Consider the following 20,187-nt stretch of genomic DNA (forward strand, 5'->3'; position numbering starts at 1 on the left):
AAATTTAATGACTACTCAAGACAAAATTAAATCCGTTCGCGTTTCCTCCTGCTACCTACCTTTAGCAAATCCTATTAGTGATGCAAAGGTATTAACAGGTCGTCAAAAACCCATGACTGAAATCGTGATTCTTTTTGTAGAAATCACGACTGAGAATGGGTTTGAAGGAGTTGGATTTAGTTACTCTAAACGTGCCGGCGGCCCTGGACAATATGCTCACGCAAAAGAAATTGCCCCTACTTTAATCGGCGAAGATCCAAGTGATATTGCCAAGATTTGGGACAAACTTTGTTGGGCAGGTGCATCTGTTGGCCGCAGTGGAATGTCCACGCAAGCTATTGGCGCCTTTGACGTAGCGCTTTGGGATTTAAAAGCAAAACGTGCAGGATTGTCCCTAGCCAAACTATTGGGCTCGCATCACGATTCAGTGCCTTGCTATAACACCTCTGGCGGCTTTTTACATACGCCAATTGATCAACTACTAGTTAACGCAAAAGCATCCATTGAGCGTGGGATTGGTGGCATCAAATTAAAAGTAGGCCAACCAGATCATGCTAAGGATATTGAACGTGTTACCGCCGTGCGAAAGCATTTAGGTGACGGCACACCAATCATGGTTGATGCAAACCAACAATGGGATCGTCCAACTGCTCAACGTATGTGTCGCATCTTCGAACAATTTAATCTGATTTGGATTGAAGAGCCATTAGATGCTTATGACCACGAGGGGCATGCAGCATTGGCAGCACAATTCGATACCCCTATTGCTACCGGCGAGATGTTAACTAGTGCCGGGGAGCATTGGGACCTCATTCGTCATCGTGCAGCAGATTACTTAATGCCAGACGGCCCTAGAGTTGGCGGCATTACACCCTTCCTCAAAATTGCAGGTTTAGCTGAACACGCTGGACTCATGTTGGCACCCCACTTTGCTATGGAGCTACATATTCATCTGGCCGCCGCATACCCAAAACAATCCTGGGTTGAGCATTTTGAGTGGCTCGAACCATTGTTTAATGAGCGCATTGAAATCAAAGATGGCCGCATGCTAGTTCCAACCAGACTTGGCCTGGGAGTATCCATCAGCGAACAGGCTCGCTCATGGGTACGAGAGAGCGCAGAGATTGGCACAATGTAATCTGAAAATTACATTAACAGAGAAAATTAAACTCATATGTCTAAGACCAAAGAAACCTTACGCAGCGCAAGATGGTTTGCGCCAGATGATCTTCGCTCATTTGGACATCGCTCACGCGCTATGCAAATGGGTTATGGCCCAGAAGACTGGAAAGGCAAGCCAGTAATTGGGATTATTAATACTTGGTCAGATATCAACCCCTGTCACACCCATTTTAAGCAGCGGGTAGAAGATGTAAAGCGTGGCGTTTTTCAAGAAGGTGGATTTCCTCTTGAGCTCCCCGCAATATCTCTTGCAGAAGCATTTGTTAGGCCAACCACAATGCTCTATCGAAATATGCTCGCCATGGAAACTGAAGAGCTCATTAGATCCCATCCCATTGATGGCGTTGTATTAATGGGTGGCTGCGACAAAACAACCCCTGGACTCATCATGGGCGCATTATCTGCTGGGGTTCCAATGATTTATCTCCCCGCTGGGCCAATGTTAAACGGCAACTGGAATGGTCAAAAATTGGGCTCTGGTGCAGATGCATGGAAATACTGGGATGATCGACGTGCTGGAAAAATTACCGATATCCAATGGCTCGAAGTAGAAGGTGGCATTGCACGCAGTCATGGTACTTGCATGACTATGGGAACCGCAGCCACCATGATGGGCATTGCAGAATCAATTGGGCTTACCCTTACAGGCGCATCAAGCATTCCAGCGTCTGACGCAAATCACCCCCGAATGGCAGCTAACTGCGGCCGTAGAATTATTAAGATGGTGTGGGATGATTTAACGCCAAAAAAAATCCTATCAAAAGAAAGCTTTTTAAATGGCATCAACACTGCCATGGCAATGGGGTGTAGTACAAATGCCATTATTCACCTAGTGGCTATGTCAAGACGCGCAGGTGAAGACTGCACAGTATCCCTAGATGACTTTGATTCAGCAAGCAGAAAAGTACCGGTGATAGCCAATATTCGCCCAAGTGGTGACAAGTACCTCATGGAAGACTTTTATTATGCAGGCGGACTGCCAGCGCTAATGAAAGAGATATCCCCTCATCTTCATCTAAATGCAAAAACAGTTACCGGAAAAACTGTTGGTGAAAACATTTCAGGAGTACAAACACATAATAGGGACGTAATTCGATCCCTTGAGAACCCCATCTACAAGGAAGGAGCGCTTGCAGTGCTGCGAGGAAATATTGCTCCAGGTGGCGCAGTCATAAAGCCAAGCGCATGCGCACCTCAATTTTTGAAACACACTGGCCCTGCCCTAGTTTTTGATAGTTACTCAGACATGAAAGCAGCCATAGACGATGAAAATCTAGATGTTACTGAAAACCACATTATGGTTCTACGCAATGCTGGACCAAAAGGTGGCCCAGGAATGCCGGAATGGGGAATGCTCCCAATCCCAACAAAGCTAGTTAAGCAAGGCGTAAGAGACATGTTGCGACTCTCCGACTCACGCATGAGTGGAACAAGTTATGGCGCATGCATATTACACGCATCCCCAGAGTCCTATATTGGAGGTCCACTTGCATTTGTAAAGACAGGTGATCTTATTACTGTGGATGTGCCAAACCGAAAAATTCAGCTAGATATTAGCGACGAAGAGTTTGCAATGCGCAAAGCAGCATGGAGAGCGCCAGAACCAAAGTATGAGCGGGGGTACGGCTGGATGTTTAGCCGACATATCCTACAAGCAGAAGATGGTTGCGACTTTGACTTTCTGGAAACATCATTTGGAAAGCCAGTCTCCGAGCCTGACATTTACTAACTTATATTTAATCAAGAGAATATTGCCATGGCCATTAACTCCACTACAAAAAATAAATTGATGAGTGTCAGCACTGCAACAATTTGCACTGCCTTATTCAAGAAGGGCTTTCGCAATCAATTCATTCAAAATGTGCATCCTTTAAATCCAAATCACCCTAATATGGTTGGCGAGGCATTTACGCTACGATACATTCCTGCTCGCGAAGATCTCAATACGATTGAGGTATTTAAAAATCCCAAACATCCGCAACGTGCCGCCGTTGAAGATTGTCCCCCAGGCGCTGTAATGGTAATTGATAGTCGCAATAACCCGAAAGCGGCTTCCGCAGGATCTATTTTGGTGGCTCGATTAATGAAACGTGGTGTGGCTGGCATTGTTACTGATGGTGGGTTCCGCGACTCTCCAGCAATAGCTCAGCTAGCAATTCCTGCCTATCATCAGAGACCAAGCGCTCCAACAAATCTAACAGTCCATTGCGCACTCGATATCAACGTTCCGATAGGCTGCGGGGAAGCGCCTGTCTACCCCGGGGATATCATTGTTGGCGATGCTGAAGGTGTCGTTGTCATTCCTGCAAATATTGTTGATGACATTGCCAATGAGGCCTTTGAAATGACCGCATTTGAGGATTTCGTAACTGAAAAGGTTATGGAAGGACAAACTATTATTGGCCTATATCCACCCACAGATGAAGCTAATGTAGCCGCCTTTAAGAGCTGGCGTGAAAACAACAAACGTTGAAAACCTTCTATTGAAAGAATTTCAAGTAGCACGATTACAGGGCGGTTCTATTCGTAAGCGTTACTTTAAGTGACGCTCAAAAAAATACCAACCCGAAGGTTGGTATTTTCATTTCTGGTGGGCCCACCAGGACTTGAACCTGGGACCAAAGGATTATGAGTCCTCTGCTCTAACCAACTGAGCTATGGGCCCGTTAATCTTTACATGCTGTTTTGTACTTCTTAACCACTTCAAAACCACACTAAAACTGCATTTACTACACACCATGAAAAATGCCCCGGTGTGTAAGCGGTGTGCGGTGAATTTATACCTCCTAATTCACCACTAACCTCTTGAAATCATTGAGGTCTTTGTTACAAGACCTCTTGGGCTTCTTTCTTATGAGTCCTCTGGCCTAACCAACCGAACTCTTAGCTCTTAATTAAATCCGCCGTCCGGAAGAAGGCTTTAAAAAAATATATGTGCCCATTGCCCTGTTTTTGTGTAGAAAGATGACGGGGGGTGTTTGTATGCAGCGCAAGTAATGAAGATCGGAAACATAAGAAGGCCCCACCCCTTGAGCAAAATACTATGCATAGATCTATATTGAACCAAGCCGTAAAAGGGTTGGTGGTGGTACGGTGGGTTGATCAAAACTCACTTTCTTAATACCCACCCCCTACTTTGTTACATTAGCTGCATGAGCAAAAAAGGTTTAGGTAATGCAGAGTACGCTGGGAAGGTGAAAACCCAGACCTTTAAAGAATTCCAGTTAGAACGCCTTATAAAGAACGGCATAGTCATTCCAGCATCAAAGCTAGCTGTAGCTAAGGAACTGGTATTGCAGCTTGCCAAAGACTTTGAGGCTACTGCCGTTGACGAAGAGCGCCATAGTAGAGCGGTATGTCCACCACCAAAAGATACACTAACGGATCAACTACATAGTAGAGAGAGGTTTGAAGAATGATTGTGGGGAAAACTGTGGGGAAAAAGATAATTAGACTGGTAAAGCCTTTTATCTATTGACAATCTGGCGGAGAGGGAGGGATTCGAACCCTCGGTAGGTTTGACCCTACGCCTGATTTCGAGTCAGGTACATTCGACCACTCTGCCACCTCTCCGGTGTGTCTAAGATAAAACTTAAACGATGATTCTGCCTACTGCTTTTTGATCTATTGATCGCAAACGCCTGTCATAAGGAGTGCACCAGAGAAGAATCCAAAAGGCTTCTTACCGTCTTTTGCAAATCCTTCGATACTGAGATAGTCCACAAAGGCGCCATTCTTACCTGCAGACTTTTGCGTCCAAATAACTTTGTAAGCATTGCCGTTGCTTCCAGATGCGATGACTTTTGGTTTTCCTAAAGAATCCATCACATCGCCAACTACTTCCCCGGTTTTCTTGACCACTGCAAATTCTTGGCCAACTCTGGGGCTATCTTTAACGATATCCAACTCTCCATTGCTTTTGATGTAGGCATCACTCAAAACCTCGCACCGATAGGTTTTCTCAGTCGCCAAAACAACTGGAGAAATCAATGCCGCACAGATGAGAGTTAAAAATAATGAGAGCTTATTCATTTGCTCTAACTTTAAATTGGCTTGAGTACTTCCAAGCCGCCCAAGTAAGGCTGCAGCGCTTTCGGAATCGCAATGCTACCGTCTACTTGCTGCTTGTTCTCTAGCAAGGCTACCAATGCTCTACCCACTGCTAAGCCTGAGCCATTTAAGGTGTGTACTAATTCTGGCTTGCCTTGGCCGGATTTAAATCTAGCTTGCATGCGGCGCGCTTGGAAGTCACCCATGCTGGAGCATGAACTAATTTCTCTATACGCATTTTGTGATGGCACCCAAACCTCTAAATCATAAGTCTTGGTACTACCAAAGCCCATATCGCCCGTGCAGAGCAGTACTTTTCTATAAGGCAGCTCTAGAAGCTCTAAGATTCTTTCTGCATGACCTGTGAGATCTTCCAAAGCTTGCATAGAATCTTCTGGTTTGGTGATCTGCACCAACTCTACTTTGTCAAACTGATGCTGACGAATCATGCCGCGCACATCACGGCCATAGCTACCTGCTTCTGAGCGGAAGCATGGTGTGTGAGCTACAAACTTCATTGGTAAGTTATCGGCGTTCACGATTTCATCGCGAACTAAATTGGTAACAGGCACTTCTGCTGTTGGTATTAAGTAGAAGTTTTCTGTTTTTGCTTCGCCGCCCTCATCTTCACCACCCATTTGACGCGGGACCTTGAATAAATCTTCTTCAAACTTCGGCAACTGACCTGTGCCGCGCATAGATGCAGCGTTCACCATATAGGGTGCGTAGACTTCTTGATACTCATGCTTTGTGGCATGGGTATCGATCATGAACTGCGCTAAGGCACGGTGCAATCTGGCGATTGGTCCTTTGAGTACTACAAAGCGTGAACCACTAATCTTGGCTGCCACTTCAAAGTCTAGACCTAATGGGCCACCAAGATCTACGTGATCTTTAATTTCAAAATCAAAAATGGGCTGCTCACCCCAACGCTTTACTTCTTTGTTTTCAGTTTCGTCTTTACCAGCTGGAACAGACTCGTCTGGGAGATTCGGAATGCCCATTAAGAAATCAGAAATTTCTGCCTGAAGCACTGCTAAGCGGGCAGAACCAGATTCCATATCGGTGTTTACTTGCGCTACTTCAGCCATCTCAGCAGAAGCATCCTCACCCTTACCTTTTTTCATACCAATTGCCTTAGACAATTGATTGCGTTTAGCTTGCAATTCTTCAGTACGGGTTTGCAACGATTTACGCTCCGATTCCAGGGCGTTGAATTTCTCAACATCCAATTGGAATTTGCGAGTAGCTAAACGTGCAGCAACTGCGGCGATATCTTTACGGAGTAATTGCGGATCAATCATATGTTGCTCTGGTTTGGTTTGTTCTGTTTTAGTGCTTAGTGAATATTGTGGCTCTAGTTTAAGCGCAAGACTTCTGCCCCTGCAGGCGGAGTAAAGGTAAAGCGATTAGCAGGCAAATTGACATTGAGCTGGATCTTATCCAGGGTAACTAGAACCACGCTGCCTAGCCCATCAGTTAATTCAAGGGCTTTGGGTAAGCCGTTAGCCATACCTATGGAGATCTTTGTATAAGGCAGATCATTTTTGCTCTTCGCATTCGGATCTTTTTTAGGGGTCAGTGAAACCCATTTCATTCCCAAACGCTCTTCGCCCTCTACTAGATCAAAGTGCTGGTCTAGTGAAGTTTCGCCAAACAGAATGGCTGCTGGCGTAGATGCTAAAGCCTGCCCTGCTGGACGAAAGGTTGCCTGATTCAAATCTTTATCCCACAAGATTAATTGCTTGCCATCCGCAATCAATTTTTGCTCATATGGTTTCTGTGTATCCCAAATAAAACGGCCTGGGCGCTGAAATACAAAATGTCCTTGCGTTTGACGCAGAACTTTCAATCCCTTATCTTGCGGCTCGTTGGCCTTAAGTGCACGTAACTGCTGTTGCACAAAATCACCTTCAGCGGTTTTAGAGTTACGCACAAATTGACGTAATTGCTCAGCGCCACCCTCGGATTGTGAGAGCGCTGCACCTGCAAACAGAATGCTTGCAATCGCAAGAATTGCTGAAATTAGAAATCTTGACATGGATTCTTACTCTGAAGGGCGATGCAAAATCTCGCGATTGCCACCATTACCCATTTTGGATACGAGGCCTGCTTTTTCCATATCCTCAAGGAGACGTGCGGCACGGTTGTAACCAATGCGCAGATGACGCTGCACTAAAGAAATAGATGGGCGTTTGTTCTCTAAGACGATAGCAACAGCTTGGTCATAGAGTGGATCGGCTTCGCCACCGCTCTCACCAGTCAATGCATCCACATTGGATTCATCGGCACCTTCGAGAACACCATCAATGTAGTTGGCTTCACCCTTCTCTTTGAGCCACTCAACTACGCGATGCACTTCATCATCGGATACAAAGGCGCCGTGTACGCGCACTGGTAAGCCGGTACCTGGGGCCATGTAAAGCATGTCACCCATACCAAGCAACGCTTCCGCGCCCTGTTGATCCAGAATCGTACGACTGTCGATCTTCGAGCTCACCTGAAATGAGATACGGGTTGGTACGTTGGCTTTAATCAAACCAGTAATCACGTCCACACTCGGACGTTGTGTTGCCAAAACCAAATGGATACCAGCAGCACGTGCCTTTTGAGCAATACGTGCAATCAGTTCTTCAATCTTCTTACCTGAAACCATCATCAAGTCAGCCAACTCATCGATCACGATGACGATTACTGGTGCCTTGTAGATTGGCTCTGGATCATCTGGTGTCAAGCTAAATGGATTAGTGAGCTTCTCACCCTTTTCTTCTGCTTCTAAAATCTTTTTATTAAAGCCAGCTAAGTTACGTACTCCAAACTTACTCATCAGTTTGTAGCGGCGCTCCATCTCATTCACAGCCCAATTGAGCGCGTTATAAGCCTGCTTCATGTCTGTTACTACTGGGCATAACAAATGCGGGATCTTGTCGTAGATTGCCATTTCTAGCATCTTCGGATCGATCATGATCAAACGCACTTCATCAGGCTTAGCCTTAAAGAGCAATGACAAGATCATGGCGTTGATACCAACCGACTTACCAGCACCAGTAGTACCCGCTACCAAGCAGTGAGGCATCTTCGCCAAGTCAGCCACCATTGGGCTGCCAGAAATATCTTTACCTAAAGCCAGAGTCAGCAATGAGTGGTTGTCGTTATAAACCTGTGAAGTAAGAATCTCTGACAAGTAGACAGATTGACGTGTTGGATTTGGTAACTCTAGGGCCATACAGGTCTTACCAGGAATCGTTTCTACTACACGCATACTGACTACGCCTAATGAGCGCGCTAAGTCACGTGAGAGGTTGACAATCTGACTACCCTTCACACCAACTGCTGGATCAATCTCGTAGCGCGTCACCACTGGACCTGGGTACGCAGCGATGACGGTTACCTGCACATTAAATTCTGCTAACTTTCGCTCGATCAAACGAGAAGTAAATTCCAATACCTCAGCAGAGATGGTTTCTTTTGCTTCGGGCACTGGATCAAGCAATGCGAGTGGTGGCAACTCAGAATCTGGAATATCCACAAACAGAGGTTGTTGTTTCTCACGCTCTACTCGAGCGCTCTTTGGAATCTCAACAGGTGCACGCACTATTTGCACTGGCGCAGCAACTTCAACACGACCACGGAATTCTTCTACAAACTCTTCGCGCTCTTCTGCAGCAGCTTCACCTAACTTGCGATCTTCTTCACTATCGCGACGTTCGCGAATGCGGTGGAAAGACACCTCTAAGAAACGTCCTACTTTTTCAGCGATATCCAACCAAGAGAAATGTAGAAAAAGAGATAGGCCAGCACACAAGCCAAATAGCAAAACCAGGGTGGCACCAGTAAAACCGAGGGACATTTGCAATGGGTCGCCAATCAGCTCGCCCAAAATGCCACCAGGCGGTCTAGGAAGCTCCCAGGACAGCGAATGCATCCGAATAGACTCAAGACCCATGCTGCAGGCTAAAGTCAGACCAAAGCCTAACCAGCGCATTAATAAGGAGTCCGGCTTAGCCTCTGGATCCGGCGGCAAAGGAATACTCCAAAGCTCGCGCCAGCCATCGAGGACGCGGCGCCCAAACAAGGCTACCCACCAAAAGGCAGAAATACCAAAGACATACAGCATTAAATCGGCTAAATAGGCCCCAAAACGGCCGCCGAGGTTCTTTGGGGTCTCAAAACTGGCGTGGGACCAGGCTGGATCAGCCTTGGAGTAGGTCAGCAAAATGGCAAATAAGCCCAGGCAAAGGCCTAGGGAGATGAACCAGCGGGCCTCTAATAAGAGGCGGGGCATCCTGCCCTGCCCGACGTTCTCTGGGGGCTCGGGGCTCAATGGAGCCTTGGACTTCGGATATGTGGTTCTTGCCATGTTCTACCGATTGTAATCAAGCAAATCTATAATTTGAATATGACTACAAATACCCCAAAACACTCCAAAGTTCTCATCCTCGGATCAGGCCCTGCTGGCTACACAGCTGCTGTCTATGCTGCCCGAGCCAATTTGAACCCCACCCTCATTACTGGGCTGGCTCAAGGCGGTCAATTAATGACCACAACCGACGTTGAAAACTGGCCCGCGGATGCCGATGGCGTTCAAGGCCCTGAGCTCATGGATCGCTTTTTGAAGCATGCTGAACGCTTCAATACTGAAATCATTTTTGATCACATCCATACAGCAGCCCTAAAAGAGAAACCTATTCGCTTGGTTGGCGATTCTGGAACTTATACCTGTGATGCCTTAATTATTTGTACCGGTGCTTCCGCTCAATACATCGGCTTACCAAGTGAAGAAGCATTCATGGGTCGCGGAGTATCTGGTTGTGCAACTTGTGATGGTTTCTTCTACCGCAATCAAGATGTTTGCGTAGTGGGTGGTGGTAACACTGCTGTTGAAGAGGCTCTTTACCTCACCGGCATTGCTAAAAAAGTTACCGTGATTCATCGTCGCGATAAATTCCGCGCTGAGCCAATCTTGAACGATCGCTTGATGGCGAAAGTGGCTGAAGGTAAAGTGGAATTGAAATTGAATGCTACTCTTGATGAAGTGCTTGGCGATGAAAAAGGTGTTACTGGTGTGCGCATCAAGAAACAAGATGGCAGCACTGAAGACATCGCCGTAACTGGTGCCTTTATTGCCATTGGCCACAAGCCAAACACTGAACTCTTTGTTGGTCAGCTCGATATGAACAACGGTTACCTTAAGACCCACTCAGGGCTTGAAGGCAATGCCACCGCTACCAATATCCCTGGTGTGTTTGCAGCTGGCGACGTACAAGACCACATCTACCGTCAAGCAATTACCAGCGCTGGCACAGGCTGTATGGCCGCATTAGATGCGCAGCGTTACTTAGAAACATTGGAATAAAAATCCAAGTTGTTCCTTTGTCACCAAGTAATTCAGTAATAAAAAAAACGCCTAGCATTGCTAGGCGTTTTTGTTTTAGGGACGATGCTTAAACCCAGTTTTCAAGAGCAAGGTTTGGAACCCTCTTAAACTCAGACATATTATTGGTAACCAGAGTTAAGCCGTGACTTCTGGCGTGAGCTGCAATATGAATATCATTTACTCCAATGGGCTGACCCGCACGCTCTAGAAAAGCTTTAATTTGCCCATAATGTTGAGTTGCAGCAATGTCATAGGGCAAAACCTCTAAGTGGCTAATGAAGTCTTCAATAACATTGAGATTTTTTTCTACGTTTGCACTTTTTTCGGCGCCATAAATTAGCTCTGCCAATGTAATTGCTGATATAGCCATACGATTAGCATTTTTGTTGAATACTTTAAGCGCCTCTAGTGGTTTTTGCTTTATGACATAAATAACAATATTTGTGTCCAATAGGTACTTAAGCATTAGAGAGACTCTCTATCGCTTTGCTCCTGAGAGCCTCTTTCGTTCATGAAGTCTTCACTTACACCTGCTTCACCCAAGAAGAAGTTGTCCCACATATTTTCTATAGGTGCAATGATGCGCTCACGACCTTTTGAGCGTACGTTAACCTTGCGCACATTTTCTGGCAATCGCATTTCTGCAGGCAATCTCACCGCCTGAGTACGGTTGTTGGTAAACACTGTTGAAATAACCAAAATTTGACCCTCCATATGTATATAGCAATTGTATATCGCACTTAGCCTAATTTCAACCCCTTTAAGAGGAAGCCTTGTCTATACGGGGCTTAGGAGAACTTCTATTTAACATTTCCCACTCCAGATCATCTTCCCCTTCATGCACCAAGATTTGCATCTCTGTAACAAGATTTAATGCCTCAATATCAACAAAACCCTTTGGAAAGGTTTTGGGATTTGAAGCATCTACGCATACTTTAATTAATTTAATTTTTTGCATGCGTTAAATAATAATTAAACCAATGACCGCAATATCAAAATGGCGATACCAATAAAAAACGCCTAGCAATGCTAGGCGTTTTTGTATGTTGCGGTTTTATTGCTTAACGTGAAATCACGGGCAACAATGGCACGATGAGCAATGCCACGATGTTGATGATCTTAATCAGCGGATTAACAGCAGGACCCGCAGTATCTTTGTAAGGGTCACCTACGGTATCACCAGTTACTGCAGCTTTATGGGCTTCAGAACCTTTGCCACCAAAGTTACCTTCTTCGATATATTTCTTCGCATTGTCCCAAGCACCACCACCGGTACACATCGAGATCGCCACAAACAAGCCGGTCACGATTGTGCCCATGAGTAAGCCACCTAATGCAGCAGGCCCTAACAAGAGACCTACAACGATTGGCGCAACCACTGGCAAGAGCGAAGGAATGATCATTTCTTTAATGGCAGCTGAAGTGAGCATGTCTACTGCCTTGCCGTACTCAGGCTTAGCAGTGCCTTCCATGATTCCAGGGATATCGCGGAACTGTCGACGCACTTCCTCCACCACAGCACCAGCGCAACGACCAACTGCTTCCATTGCCATCGCACCGAACAAGTAAGGAATCATGCCGCCAATAAAGAGGCCAATGATCACCATGTGGTTAGACAAGTCAAAAGATACTTGCTGACCAATGCCCTCTAAGGCATGGGTGTAGTCAGCAAAGAGTACGAGTGATGCCAAACCTGCTGAACCAATCGCATAACCTTTGGTCACTGCTTTAGTGGTGTTGCCAACCGCGTCTAATGGATCAGTAATGTCGCGCACAGATTGTGGCAAACCTGCCATCTCTGCAATACCACCAGCGTTATCCGTAATTGGGCCATAGGCATCAAGCGCAACCACAATGCCAGCCATCGATAACATGGCAGTTGCTGCAATCGCAATGCCATACAAACCAGCCAACCAATACGCCGCAAAAATTGCTGCACATACAAACAGCACTGGATAAGCAGTCGACTTCATCGATATACCCAAACCAGCGATGATGTTCGTACCATGGCCTTTAGTAGATGCTTCAGCAATATGTTGCACTGGCTTGAACTGGGTACCGGTGTAGTACTCAGTAACCCATACCAATCCAGCTGTTAGCAACAAGCCCACTAGAGTTGAACCAAACAAGCGCCATTGACTGCCTGCAATACCCAAAGCATCGTCCGGCATGATGAAATTAGTTACAAAGTAGAAAGCAATCAGTGATAAACCACCAGCAATGACCAAGCCTTTATATAAAGCAGGCATAACGTTTCTCATGCCAGGAGTTGCTTTTACAAATGAGCAGCCAATGATGGAGGCGATGATTGAAACACCACCGAGTACTAACGGATAAATAATTGCAGCTACTGGCGCACCGGTAACCATGAGTGAACCCAATACCATGGTTGCAATCAAAGTCACTGCATACGTTTCAAATAAGTCTGCCGCCATACCAGCGCAGTCACCCACATTATCGCCAACGTTGTCTGCAATCACTGCAGGATTGCGTGGATCATCTTCCGGAATACCCGCTTCGACTTTACCGACCAAGTCAGCACCAACGTCAGCGCCTTTAGTGAAGATGCCGCCGCCCAAACGGGCGAAGATCGAAATCAGTGAAGATCCAAATGCCAAACCAATCAGCGGGTGCAATACAGAAGAGAGGTCTTGTCCTGCGCCAATCGACACAAGGAACATGAAGAACAAACCAACACCCAAGAGTCCGAGGCCCACCACTAGCATGCCGGTAATTGCGCCACCTTTGAAGGCCACATTCAGGGCTTCGTTCATCCCCTTGGTGGCCGCTTCTGCTGTACGAACGTTTGCACGAACCGAAACATTCATGCCAATGAAGCCACAGGCGCCAGAGAGAACGGCGCCAATAACAAAGCCGATGGCAGTCGCAAAATCGAGGAAGAGTGCCATGAGGATGGTTAAAACCACTCCAACAATAGCGATCGTTTTATATTGGCGCGACAAATAAGCCGCCGCACCCTGCTGAATTGCCTCAGCAATCTCTTGCATCTTGGCATTACCCGTACTTTGCTTCAAGATCCAGCCGCGCATCACAAAACCGTAAATCACGGCTAGGACACCGCACGCCAAGGCAAAATACAAGCCTAAAGTGACATTACTCATGCTTGAACTCCCTAAAGTTAATCATTTGTTAATCTTTATTGTTTTGCATACCCTGCACTTAGATAGACCCGGTTCCCGAAAGCTTTAAACTATGGTCTTTAAGCTTTACCAGTATGTAACAGAATCACCCCTGCACCCCCTTGATAGGATCAGGGTATTTACTAATCACTATTCGGAGTATTTATGAGTCTCGACAAAGTTAAGCCAGGTAAAAAGATCCCTGAAAGCTTCAACGTCATTATTGAAATCCCAATGAACGCTGATCCAGTCAAGTATGAAGTGGATAAAGAGTCTGGCGCAATTTTCGTTGACCGTTTTATGGGTACTGCAATGCACTATCCATGTAACTATGGCTACATCAATAAAACGATCGCTGGTGATGGCGACCCTGTTGATGTTCTCGTAATTACTCCTTTCCCACTAATTCCTGGTGTGGTTGTTTCTTGCCGCGCTATTGGCGTATTAGAAATGGAAGATGAAGGCGGTCAAGACGCTAAATTATTAGCAGTTCCTGAAGACAAAATTTTGCCCATCTATACCCACTGGCAAAAACCAGAAGATATGAATCCATTGCGCTTGAATCAAATTCAACACTTCTTTGAGCACTACAAAGATCTCGAAAAAGGTAAGTGGGTAAAAGTTAAAGGTTGGGGTGGTGTTGCTGAAGCTCATAAAGAAATTCTTGAAGGTATCGAGCGCTACAACAAAGAGCACGCTTAATCAATTTATTGAATTCATTATCAGCAAAGGCTTTGTGAATCGGAGTGAGTGCACAGAAAATTGCTTTAGCCCAGATCAACCCATTACTGGGTGATTTGGCTGGCAACGCGCAACTGATTCACAAGGCCGCCCTAGACGCCTATTCTCAAGGCGCCAAACTCGTAGTAACCCCCGAACTCTCGCTCACCGGCTACCCCCCGGAAGACCTACTACTCCGCCCTGCTTTTATTGAAGCGGCGCAAGAGCAGCTTGAACTCTTGATGAAAGAGTTGACCCAGTATTCTGGTTTGACCGTTATCGTTGGTCACCCCAAAAAGACATCTGCAGGTTTGCAAAACTATGCATCCGTTTTACAAGACGGCAAAGTCATTGCAGGCTATGCGAAACAAGAATTACCTAACCATGAAGTATTCGACGAAGTGCGCTATTTTGTCCCCGGCAATCAGACCTGTGTATTTGAATGCGATGGCATTCATTACGGATTGATTCTGTGTGAGGATGCCTGGCATGCTGGCCCTGCTAAACAAGCGCATGCCGCTGGCGCACAAGTACTGCTTGTGCCAAACGCATCGCCGTACCATTTGAAAAAAGAAGCGCTACGCATTGATGTATTGCGTGGACATATTGCCCAAACCAAAATGCCACTGGTCTATGTCAATGCCGTTGGCGGACAAGATGAATTGGTTTTTGATGGCGGCTCATTTGCTTTAAATAGCAAAGGCGAAGTTGTAATGGCAATGCCTCAGTTTGAAACTGGTTTAGGTGTTGTTGCGGCCTCCTCATCCGGCGAGCTGGAAAAGGGTTTGATTACCCCACCCCAGTCTGTTGAGGCACAAGCCTATCAAGCTCTGGTCTTGGGCGTACGTGACTATGTCACCAAAAATCGCTTTCCTGGCGTGATTATTGGCCTATCTGGCGGCGTAGATTCTGCTTTGGTACTGGCAATTGCCGTAGACGCCCTAGGTGCTGATAAGGTGCGAACAGTCATGATGGCTTCACGCTATACAGCAGACATCTCTTGGATCGATGCGCGTGAGATGGCGCAGAACCTAGGGGTGCAATACGATGAGATTCCAATCAGCGGGCCGGTTGATGCTTTAGAGACTTCTCTAGCCGAACAATTTAAAGGTTTAAATGTTGACGCTACTGAAGAGAACATTCAGGCACGTGTGCGCGGCACACTACTCATGGCTCTCTCGAATAAAACTGGTCGACTCGTTTTAACTACTGGTAACAAAAGTGAAATGGCAGTTGGCTACTGCACCCTTTACGGAGATATGGCTGGCGGCTTTGCAGTCATTAAAGATATAGCCAAGACTTTGGTGTATCGCTTATGCGCCTATCGCAACAGCATTAAGCCCATCATTCCAGAGCGTATATTGACTCGCGCCCCTTCAGCGGAATTACGCCCTGACCAAAAAGATCAGGATAGCTTGCCTTCTTATGAAGTATTGGATGGAATCGTTGAGCGCTACATGGAACAAAACCAATCCATCGCCCAAATTATTGCCGCAGGCTTTGATGCAGAGAGTGTCGAAAAGGTTACCCGCCTTATCAAGCTAAATGAATACAAGCGTCGTCAGGCACCCCCGGGGGTTCGCGTGACGACCCGTGCTTTTGGGCGGGATTGGCGCTACCCAATCACTTCACAATTTAGAGCCTAGACAGCCTGAAAATAGCCATTTTTGGCAAGCTATTCAAGTTCTAGGTATGATTACTGCATTAGGGGGAATAAATGAAATTAATTACATCCATCATTAAGCCGTTCAAGCTCGACGAAGTACGTGAATCCTTGGCTGAAGTAGGCGTTACAGGCCTGACAGTGACTGAAGTAAAAGGTTTTGGCCGTCAAAAAGGTCATACTGAACTCTACCGTGGCGCTGAGTATGTAGTCGACTTTTTGCCTAAAGTAAAAGTAGAGGCTGTAGTTGCTGATGACCGAGTCGAGGCTGCTATCGAGGCTATTACTAAAGCGGCACGTACTGGCAAGATTGGTGACGGAAAGATTTTCGTTACTGCAGTTGAACAAGTGATTCGTATTCGTACCGGTGAAACCGATAACGCAGCAGTTTAACGATCAATTAAATGCATTACCCAAACCAGCGGCTTAATTGGCCGCTGTTTTTGTTTGAATTAACGCAATTGTGAGTCTGTAGCGATGGCTGGAGCTACAGACTGAACAATTTCAGCTGGCTCCAAAGTAATGGTCTTGCTGTTCGTATTACCAGTGCGCACCTTTGCGCCTTGGTAATACAAATCTATCTGATTTAATCCACCAGTTAATACCTTGAACGGCGGCTTACCGTACACACTCGCTCCAACGCCAGGCTCAAGCAATTTGTTTTGAGTTTTACCGGTAGCATCCACTACGCAAACAGTTTGTGCAGTTTTAGATTGCAAATACACCATGTCGCCCGCTTTTTTAGGTGCATCTGGCCTGTAATTGAGAGCCGAAGAATCAGCAGTTGGACAATCCGTCGATGTAGCCGCAACCGCAGCAACAGCAGCTTGTGGAGCTGGTGAAGGCTCAGCGGGCGTATTTGCCGGCGGGGCCTCTGGCGCAACCTCTTGAATAATGACTAACTCTTCTTTAACCGGCTCAGGGAAAAATAAAGGACGTAAGTTCACCACAGAAAAAATCACTGTCGCCGCAATTACCAAGAGAAGAATTATTTTTTTCCTCTTAGGATCAACCGAAGCTACTGGTGTAGCTTCTTTGTCTTCTGTTTTTTCTTCTGTTTTTTCTTCTGTTATTTGCTTGGCTTTTCCAGGCCTTGCTTTTCTATCTACTACAGAAGCTACTGCCTCCTCACGCAATTTTTCTTCCACTTCAACTGCTTTTACAGGTTGCGTCATACCAGAAAAATCAAATGCCTCTTCTGGAGTGATCTTCAATAGACCTGCCACTTTTTTTGCCGCCATGAATTTAACTTGAGCGCCATAGAAACTGCTGCTCTCTCCATTCTCAATCTGCTCAATTTGGCGAGCAGATAGACAAGCCATTCCAGATAATTCTTTTGTGCTTAAACCAAGGCTTTCTCTAGCCTTAGTAAATGCTTCTTTACGAATCTCCGGAAGTTTGTCAGATTTATTCACTGCTCAGCGACCATCTCATGTGGAAGTAACAAGATTGATAGTAATGCCAAAATGGTGTAAGGGTAATTAGCCACAAAGCTAATTATTTAAAGGGTGATTCTCAAGGTTGGACTCAAGATACTTCTTCACCAAAACCTGAACTGAATCCGCATGCATTTTGTCCATCACCCTAGCCTTGTGAACCTTAATTGTGGCATCGGTTGTTCCTAGCTTTACCGCAATATCCTTGTTTAAAAGGCCTTTAACGAGCCATCCACAGACTTCGCGCTCCCTTGGGGTTAGGCTTTCGTAATCCTTCTTTGCCTCAACATCCAATGAAATGCGCTTGAGCTGGTGACTATCAAAGTCAATTGCATCTGCTACCGCTTTTAATAGCTCTTCTAGGTTGAAAGGCTTGAATAAGAAATCTACTGCACCCTTCTTCAGCCCTTGAACAATCTGATGGGGGTGGCTTTGACCGCTAACAAAGATGATGGGGGTCTTGCGACCGAACTTGAGAAGCCTCTCCTGCAAATCTAAGCCTGTCATATCTGGCATTTGCATATCTAGCAGAATGACCGCCGGTGATACCGGAACAGACTTCTCCAAGAACAGGGTTGCAGACGCATAGTCTTCAACCAAATAACCGAGTTCCCGCAGCATTCTTGAGAGAGAAATGCGCATGGATTCATCGTCATCAATTAGGTAGATATGGCCGACTTTAGTCATTGAATTCAAAGGAAAAAATATAGATGAGCTAATGTACTTCAGTGGATACCAAGAAGCTATTAGCTATCTAGCTAATATTTAGACCTAAATCAATGATTTCATTGGCATTTTTGTGTTGCAGTGCAGCATTTATTTCTATTGAGTCTATTCCCACAATCTAGGGAACCTTTGATTCCATCTCACGGCACAATAGAGCCTTTCGACAAAAACCTTTTCTGGAGTAATAAGCATGAAACGCCTAAATGAACGCTCGCGCATGGTCACCGAAGGGGTCGCTCGCGCACCTAATCGTTCGATGTATTACGCAATGGGTTACGAAGAAAAGGATTTCGTAAAGCCAATGGTAGGCGTTGCGAATGGTCACTCCACTATCACCCCTTGTAATAGTGGTTTACAAAAATTAGCTGACGCTGCTGTTGAAGCTCTCGAAGTAGCAGGAGCAAAAGCACAAGTATTTGGCACCCCGACAGTTTCTGATGGTATCGGCATGGGTACCGAGGGCATGAAATATTCTCTCGTCTCACGCGAAGTCATTGCCGATAGTATTGAAGTTTGTGTCAATGGGCTTTGGCAAGATGGCGTAGTCGTCATTGGTGGCTGCGATAAAAATATGCCAGGCGGCATGATGGCTTTAGCCCGCACGAACGTTCCTGGTATTTATGTATATGGCGGAACGATTAAACCAGGCCATTACAAAGGCAAAGAGCTCAATATTGTTTCCGCATTTGAAGCGGTTGGTGAATTTACTTCTGGTCGGTTGAGTGAAGAAGATTTAAAAGGCGTTGAACAACACGCTTGTCCAGGTAGCGGCTCTTGTGGCGGTATGTATACAGCCAACACCATGAGCTCTTCATTTGAGGCCTTGGGTATGAGCTTGCCCTACTCTTCTACGATGGCCAACGTTGATGCCGAGAAGGTTGCCAGCGCAGCTGAATCAGCACGCGTCTTAGTTGAAGCCGTTAAAAACAACCTGCGCCCACGCGACATCATCACCAAAAAATCTATTGAGAACGCCGTGAGCGTGATCATGGCAGTTGGTGGCTCTACGAATGCTGTATTGCATTTCTTGGCCATTACTAGCGCAGCTGAAATTGATTGGACTATTGATGACTTCGAGCGTATTCGCAAGCGTGTTCCTGTGATCGTTGATATGAAGCCATCAGGCACTTACTTAGCAACTGATTTACATCAAGCTGGTGGCATTCCGCAAGTGATGAAGATTTTGCTCGATGGTGGATTGCTTCACGGTGATTGCATGACGATTACTGGCAAAACAATTGCTGAAGTTTTAAAAGATGTGCCATCAGTGCCACGCGCCGATCAGAAAGTAATTCGCACTCTAGACAATCCTTTGTACAAGCAAGGTCACTTGGCTATCCTCAAAGGCAACATCTCTCCTGAGGGCTGTGTTGCCAAGATTACCGGCCTCAAGAACCCTTCCATCACTGGCCCTGCACGCGTATTTGATTCTGAAGATGACGCTATGGCAGCCATCATGGCGCAAAAGATCAGAGATGGTGACATCGTTGTGATTCGTTATGAAGGTCCTAAAGGCGGTCCTGGTATGCGCGAGATGCTCGCCCCTACCTCCGCCCTCGTTGGCCAAGGTTTAGGCGAGTCTGTAGGCCTCATTACCGATGGTCGCTTCTCTGGTGGCACATGGGGCATGGTAGTTGGTCACGTAGCCCCAGAAGCTTATGTCGGCGGCACAATCGCCCTCATCAATGAAGGCGACTCAGTCACGATCGATGCGCACAAGCTACTCATTCAACTCAACGTGGATGAGGCAGAGATCGCTAAGCGTCGTGCAGCTTGGGTTCAACCAAAGCCTCGCTATACCCGCGGCTTGTTAGCTAAATATGCAAGTCTTGCAAGTAGCGCTAGCAAAGGTGCGGTAACTGATCGAGATTTAGATATTTAATTAATTTTGAT

19 protein-coding genes and 2 tRNA genes are annotated in these 20,187 nt (G+C 46.2%); 9 read left to right on the plus strand and 12 right to left on the minus strand.

Features of this window, described 5'->3' with window-relative positions; translation table 11 throughout:
• The first annotated feature begins 7 nt into the window (after positions 1 to 7).
• From ICW03_RS06675 to ICW03_RS06685, 3 genes are read left to right on the plus strand one after another with little or no spacing between them, the layout of a single operon-like run.
• Entirely contained in the window at positions 8 to 1,138 is a 1,131-nt protein-coding gene (locus ICW03_RS06675; RefSeq protein WP_215346707.1) for a mandelate racemase/muconate lactonizing enzyme family protein, read from the plus strand.
• Between the two features lie 36 nt (positions 1,139 to 1,174).
• Positions 1,175 to 2,911 carry an L-arabinonate dehydratase gene (gene araD, locus ICW03_RS06680; protein WP_215346709.1) on the plus strand — a complete coding sequence of 579 codons (1,737 nt, stop codon included), beginning with the start codon at positions 1,175 to 1,177 and terminating at the stop codon, positions 2,909 to 2,911.
• A 27-nt stretch (positions 2,912 to 2,938) separates the two neighbouring features.
• Complete coding sequence (locus tag ICW03_RS06685; RefSeq protein WP_371819862.1) at positions 2,939 to 3,655, plus strand: ribonuclease activity regulator RraA; 717 nt, start codon at positions 2,939 to 2,941, stop codon at positions 3,653 to 3,655.
• Positions 3,656 to 3,770: 115 nt separating this feature from the next.
• On the opposite strand, the gene ICW03_RS06690 is transcribed toward ICW03_RS06685, so the two are convergent.
• A tRNA-Ile gene (locus tag ICW03_RS06690) sits at positions 3,771 to 3,847 on the minus strand.
• Positions 3,848 to 4,334: 487 nt separating this feature from the next.
• Between ICW03_RS06690 and ICW03_RS06695 the strand changes: the two genes are divergently transcribed.
• On the plus strand, positions 4,335 to 4,601 hold the full coding sequence (locus ICW03_RS06695; RefSeq protein WP_215346710.1) for a hypothetical protein: 267 nt from the start codon (positions 4,335 to 4,337) through the stop codon (positions 4,599 to 4,601).
• Positions 4,602 to 4,665: 64 nt separating this feature from the next.
• Here ICW03_RS06695 and ICW03_RS06700 read toward each other — a convergent pair.
• The 5 genes from ICW03_RS06700 to ICW03_RS06720 form a co-directional block, all read right to left on the minus strand.
• Positions 4,666 to 4,755, minus strand: a tRNA-Ser gene (locus ICW03_RS06700).
• A gap of 51 nt (positions 4,756 to 4,806) precedes the next feature.
• Positions 4,807 to 5,214 (minus strand): hypothetical protein, encoded by a 408-nt coding sequence (locus ICW03_RS06705; protein ID WP_215346712.1) that lies wholly within the window; start codon positions 5,212 to 5,214, stop codon positions 4,807 to 4,809.
• Positions 5,215 to 5,225: 11 nt separating this feature from the next.
• Positions 5,226 to 6,536, minus strand: coding sequence for a serine--tRNA ligase (gene serS / locus ICW03_RS06710; RefSeq protein ID WP_215346713.1), 1,311 nt, complete (start codon positions 6,534 to 6,536; stop codon positions 5,226 to 5,228).
• 53 nt (positions 6,537 to 6,589) lie between these two features.
• Positions 6,590 to 7,273: an outer membrane lipoprotein carrier protein LolA gene (locus ICW03_RS06715; RefSeq protein WP_215346715.1), complete on the minus strand. Its 684-nt coding sequence runs from the start codon at positions 7,271 to 7,273 to the stop codon at positions 6,590 to 6,592.
• Between the two features lie 6 nt (positions 7,274 to 7,279).
• Positions 7,280 to 9,592, minus strand: a complete 2,313-nt coding sequence (locus ICW03_RS06720) for a DNA translocase FtsK (RefSeq protein WP_215346717.1) — start codon at positions 9,590 to 9,592, stop codon at positions 7,280 to 7,282.
• 39 nt (positions 9,593 to 9,631) lie between these two features.
• Here ICW03_RS06720 and trxB point away from each other — a divergent pair, with 39 nt between their 5' ends.
• On the plus strand, positions 9,632 to 10,588 hold the full coding sequence (gene trxB, locus ICW03_RS06725) for a thioredoxin-disulfide reductase (protein WP_068323588.1): 957 nt from the start codon (positions 9,632 to 9,634) through the stop codon (positions 10,586 to 10,588).
• Positions 10,589 to 10,676: 88 nt separating this feature from the next.
• On the opposite strand, the gene ICW03_RS06730 is transcribed toward trxB, so the two are convergent.
• From ICW03_RS06730 to ICW03_RS06745, 4 genes are all read right to left on the minus strand, one after another.
• The gene (locus tag ICW03_RS06730) at positions 10,677 to 11,075 is read right to left on the minus strand and encodes a type II toxin-antitoxin system VapC family toxin (protein ID WP_215346719.1); all 399 of its coding nucleotides are present in this window, start codon (positions 11,073 to 11,075) and stop codon (positions 10,677 to 10,679) included.
• On the minus strand, positions 11,075 to 11,308 hold the full coding sequence (vapB, locus tag ICW03_RS06735) for a type II toxin-antitoxin system VapB family antitoxin (RefSeq protein ID WP_215346721.1): 234 nt from the start codon (positions 11,306 to 11,308) through the stop codon (positions 11,075 to 11,077). The genes ICW03_RS06730 and vapB overlap by 1 nt, the downstream gene beginning before the upstream one ends.
• A 61-nt stretch (positions 11,309 to 11,369) precedes the next feature.
• Positions 11,370 to 11,567 carry a hypothetical protein gene (locus ICW03_RS06740; protein ID WP_215346723.1) on the minus strand — a complete coding sequence of 66 codons (198 nt, stop codon included), beginning with the start codon at positions 11,565 to 11,567 and terminating at the stop codon, positions 11,370 to 11,372.
• A gap of 103 nt (positions 11,568 to 11,670) precedes the next feature.
• Positions 11,671 to 13,731, minus strand: coding sequence for a sodium-translocating pyrophosphatase (locus ICW03_RS06745; RefSeq protein WP_215346725.1), 2,061 nt, complete (start codon positions 13,729 to 13,731; stop codon positions 11,671 to 11,673).
• Between the two features lie 183 nt (positions 13,732 to 13,914).
• On the opposite strand from ICW03_RS06745, the gene ppa reads away from it, so the two are divergent.
• The 3 genes from ppa to glnK all read left to right on the plus strand — a co-directional run bounded on the left by ppa (position 13,915) and on the right by glnK (position 16,525).
• A complete protein-coding gene (ppa, locus tag ICW03_RS06750; RefSeq protein ID WP_215346727.1) occupies positions 13,915 to 14,451 on the plus strand; it encodes an inorganic diphosphatase in 537 nt (178 codons plus the stop codon).
• A gap of 44 nt (positions 14,452 to 14,495) precedes the next feature.
• Entirely contained in the window at positions 14,496 to 16,115 is a 1,620-nt protein-coding gene (locus ICW03_RS06755; RefSeq protein ID WP_215346729.1) for an NAD+ synthase, read from the plus strand.
• Between the two features lie 71 nt (positions 16,116 to 16,186).
• Positions 16,187 to 16,525, plus strand: coding sequence for a P-II family nitrogen regulator (gene glnK / locus ICW03_RS06760; protein ID WP_068323619.1), 339 nt, complete (start codon positions 16,187 to 16,189; stop codon positions 16,523 to 16,525).
• 59 nt (positions 16,526 to 16,584) lie between these two features.
• Here the strand turns inward: glnK and ICW03_RS06765 are convergent, their stop codons facing one another.
• Both ICW03_RS06765 and ICW03_RS06770 read right to left on the minus strand, forming a co-directional pair.
• On the minus strand, positions 16,585 to 17,547 hold the full coding sequence (locus ICW03_RS06765) for a helix-turn-helix domain-containing protein (RefSeq protein WP_215346731.1): 963 nt from the start codon (positions 17,545 to 17,547) through the stop codon (positions 16,585 to 16,587).
• Positions 17,548 to 17,625: 78 nt separating this feature from the next.
• Positions 17,626 to 18,255, minus strand: coding sequence for a response regulator transcription factor (locus ICW03_RS06770; protein ID WP_215346733.1), 630 nt, complete (start codon positions 18,253 to 18,255; stop codon positions 17,626 to 17,628).
• Between the two features lie 229 nt (positions 18,256 to 18,484).
• Here ICW03_RS06770 and ilvD point away from each other — a divergent pair, with 229 nt between their 5' ends.
• Positions 18,485 to 20,176 (plus strand): dihydroxy-acid dehydratase, encoded by a 1,692-nt coding sequence (gene ilvD / locus ICW03_RS06775; RefSeq protein ID WP_215346735.1) that lies wholly within the window; start codon positions 18,485 to 18,487, stop codon positions 20,174 to 20,176.
• Positions 20,177 to 20,187 lie beyond the last annotated feature (11 nt).

The organism is Polynucleobacter sp. MWH-Aus1W21, assembly GCF_018687275.1.
Taxonomy (GTDB): Bacteria; Pseudomonadota; Gammaproteobacteria; order Burkholderiales; family Burkholderiaceae; genus Polynucleobacter.

What these genes read in the sequence shown, in the direction of transcription:
- ICW03_RS06675 (WP_215346707.1), top strand. Translation starts at nt 8, where the DNA reads ATGACTACTCAAGACAAAATTAAATCCGTTCGCGTTTCCTCCTGCTAC.
- araD (WP_215346709.1), top strand. Translation starts at nt 1,175, where the DNA reads ATGTCTAAGACCAAAGAAACCTTACGCAGCGCAAGATGGTTTGCGCCA.
- ICW03_RS06685 (WP_371819862.1), top strand. Translation starts at nt 2,939, where the DNA reads ATGGCCATTAACTCCACTACAAAAAATAAATTGATGAGTGTCAGCACT.
- ICW03_RS06695 (WP_215346710.1), top strand. Translation starts at nt 4,335, where the DNA reads ATGAGCAAAAAAGGTTTAGGTAATGCAGAGTACGCTGGGAAGGTGAAA.
- ICW03_RS06705 (WP_215346712.1), bottom strand. Translation starts at nt 5,214, where the DNA reads ATGAATAAGCTCTCATTATTTTTAACTCTCATCTGTGCGGCATTGATT.
- serS (WP_215346713.1), bottom strand. Translation starts at nt 6,536, where the DNA reads ATGATTGATCCGCAATTACTCCGTAAAGATATCGCCGCAGTTGCTGCA.
- ICW03_RS06715 (WP_215346715.1), bottom strand. Translation starts at nt 7,273, where the DNA reads ATGTCAAGATTTCTAATTTCAGCAATTCTTGCGATTGCAAGCATTCTG.
- ICW03_RS06720 (WP_215346717.1), bottom strand. Translation starts at nt 9,592, where the DNA reads ATGGCAAGAACCACATATCCGAAGTCCAAGGCTCCATTGAGCCCCGAG.
- trxB (WP_068323588.1), top strand. Translation starts at nt 9,632, where the DNA reads ATGACTACAAATACCCCAAAACACTCCAAAGTTCTCATCCTCGGATCA.
- ICW03_RS06730 (WP_215346719.1), bottom strand. Translation starts at nt 11,075, where the DNA reads ATGCTTAAGTACCTATTGGACACAAATATTGTTATTTATGTCATAAAG.
- ICW03_RS06740 (WP_215346723.1), bottom strand. Translation starts at nt 11,567, where the DNA reads ATGCAAAAAATTAAATTAATTAAAGTATGCGTAGATGCTTCAAATCCC.
- ICW03_RS06745 (WP_215346725.1), bottom strand. Translation starts at nt 13,731, where the DNA reads ATGAGTAATGTCACTTTAGGCTTGTATTTTGCCTTGGCGTGCGGTGTC.
- ppa (WP_215346727.1), top strand. Translation starts at nt 13,915, where the DNA reads ATGAGTCTCGACAAAGTTAAGCCAGGTAAAAAGATCCCTGAAAGCTTC.
- glnK (WP_068323619.1), top strand. Translation starts at nt 16,187, where the DNA reads ATGAAATTAATTACATCCATCATTAAGCCGTTCAAGCTCGACGAAGTA.
- ICW03_RS06770 (WP_215346733.1), bottom strand. Translation starts at nt 18,255, where the DNA reads ATGACTAAAGTCGGCCATATCTACCTAATTGATGACGATGAATCCATG.
- ilvD (WP_215346735.1), top strand. Translation starts at nt 18,485, where the DNA reads ATGAAACGCCTAAATGAACGCTCGCGCATGGTCACCGAAGGGGTCGCT.